At 71.3% G+C, this 1,953-nt stretch carries 3 protein-coding genes; all 3 read left to right on the forward strand.

What is annotated here, in order from left to right:
* Window positions 1-19 precede the first annotated feature (19 nt).
* The 3 genes from Voc01_RS52550 (at window position 20) to Voc01_RS52560 (ending at window position 1,852) form a co-directional block, all read left to right on the forward strand.
* Window positions 20-1,123 carry a beta-ketoacyl synthase N-terminal-like domain-containing protein gene (locus Voc01_RS52550; protein WP_203935327.1) on the forward strand — a complete coding sequence of 368 codons (1,104 nt, stop codon included), beginning with the start codon at window positions 20-22 and terminating at the stop codon, window positions 1,121-1,123.
* A complete protein-coding gene (locus Voc01_RS52555) occupies window positions 1,120-1,524 on the forward strand; it encodes a 3-hydroxyacyl-ACP dehydratase FabZ family protein (RefSeq protein WP_203935328.1) in 405 nt (134 codons plus the stop codon). Before Voc01_RS52550 ends, Voc01_RS52555 begins: the two co-directional genes overlap by 4 nt.
* A 76-nt stretch (window positions 1,525-1,600) precedes the next feature.
* Complete coding sequence (locus tag Voc01_RS52560) at window positions 1,601-1,852, forward strand: acyl carrier protein (protein WP_203935329.1); 252 nt, start codon at window positions 1,601-1,603, stop codon at window positions 1,850-1,852.
* Window positions 1,853-1,953: the final 101 nt, after the last annotated feature.

Here is a 1,953-nt window from a genome sequence, read left to right on the forward strand (position 1 = left end):
AAAGTACGTGGGCTGAACCATGACGACGACCTCCACCGGCCCGGTCATCTCGGCGTGGGCCGCCGTGTCCCCGTTCGGCATCGGCCGCGACGCGTTCGTCGACGGTCTCGCCGCCGGCGTGGGCACCGCGACCGCCGTCGACACCGACGTGTGGCCGGTACCCGACACCCGGGCGTGCCTCGTGCCCGCCTTCGACATCGTCGAGCAGCTCGGCCGCAAGGGCACCCGCTCGATGGACCGGGTCACCGGCCTGGCCGTGACGACCGTCGGCCAGCTCGTCGACGGGCCCGGCGACGGCGTGGCGCTGGTCCTCGGCACCACCACGGGCAGCGCGCAGAGCATCATGGACTTCACCCGCGACTCGCTGGTGGCCGAGAAGCCGTTCTTCGTGGATCCGGCCCGCTTCCCCAACACGGTGATGAACAGCGCCACCGGCCGGTGCGCGATCAGGTTCGGTCTCACCGGGCCGAACACCACGGTGGCCGGCGGCCGGGTGTCGGGCCTGCACGCGTTGACGTACGCGCGCCGGCTGCTCGACTCCGGCCGCGCCGACACCGTCCTGTGTGGAGCGGTCGAGGAGTACTCGACCGAACGGTCCTGGCTGGAGTGGCACAGCCGCGGGCCGGACGAGCCCGACACGGTGCTCGGCGAGGGCGGGGTGGTGGTCCGGCTGGAACGGCCCGGACCGGTGCCGCGCCCGGCGCTGGCCCAGATCCTCGCCGTCCGGTGCGGGGTGGTCGTCGGCGACGACGTGCGACCGGCGTTGCACCGGTGCGTGCGCGGCGCGCTCATGGCCGCCGGTGTGTCCGCAACCGACGTGTGGGCGGCGCTTCCGGGCGGTGCGGCCGGGAGTGACCACGAGGCCGAGGTGCTCGCGGGGTTCCTCCCCGACGCGGCAACGGTTCTGCCGGGGGTGACCTCGCTGATCGGCGACACGTCAGCGGCGGCCGCCACGTTCCAGCTGGCGGTGGCACTGGCGCTCGCCCGCGATACACCCGACGCCGCCGGCCGCGTGGTGCTGCTCACCTCGACCGACCGCAGCGGCGGCGTGGGGTGCGCGGTGCTGCGGCTGGGTTCTCCGGAGTTGGGCTCTGTCGACGCGGGCCCGGTGGGTGCACCGTGAGGCGGCGGGCGAGCCCCGTGCTGGGCGCGATCGAGGTGATCCGCCGGGCGGAGACCGACGACCGGGACGTGACCACGTCGCGCACGGAGGTCACCGTGTCTCCCGACGAGCCGGTGTTTCCCGGCCACTACCCGGACTTTCCCATCTTTCCGGGCGTGTGCGAGGTCGAGTACGTCCACCTGAGCGCACTGCTGACCGCCCCCGACGGACCGGTCGAGCTGGTGGCGCTGGACTCGGCGCGGTTCACCGGTCCCGTGCACCCGGGCGACCGGATCGACATCGAGATGCGGTGGACCACTACCGACGGCGTCGTCGTGTGTTCCGCGTCGGTCCGCGGCCCCCGCGGTGAGTGCGCGAACGTCCGGCTGCGCTACCGACCGGCGCCGGAATCGAAGAATTGAAGCCACTATTGCTGGCCGATACACCGGATTCCTACCGTACAGACACCGTGCGAAACCGTGTGAAGGAGACTGCGCAATGGCCACCATCGACGAGCAGCGTTACGCCAGGATCAAGGAGATCGTCTGCGACGTTCTCGAGCTGGACGAGGACGAGGTCACCGAGACGAGCCTCTTCAAGGAGGACCACGGCGCCGACTCGCTGGGCGCGATCGAGATCCTCGCGCTGCTGGAGCGTGAGTTCAACATCGTCATCGACCAGGCCGACCTGGCCCGGATGGTGAACCTGAAGGGCGTTTTCGAGGTCGTCTCCGAGTCGGCCGGCTGGTAGCCGGCCCACATCGGCGGGGCCAACTGCTCGCGAATCGAGGTGGGACACATGACTGTGGAGCCGGGCATTCCGGAGCCGCCGGGCACCGACCGGGTGGTGCT

This window comes from Virgisporangium ochraceum (genome assembly GCF_016863655.1).
GTDB lineage: Bacteria > Actinomycetota > Actinomycetes > Mycobacteriales > Micromonosporaceae > Virgisporangium > Virgisporangium ochraceum.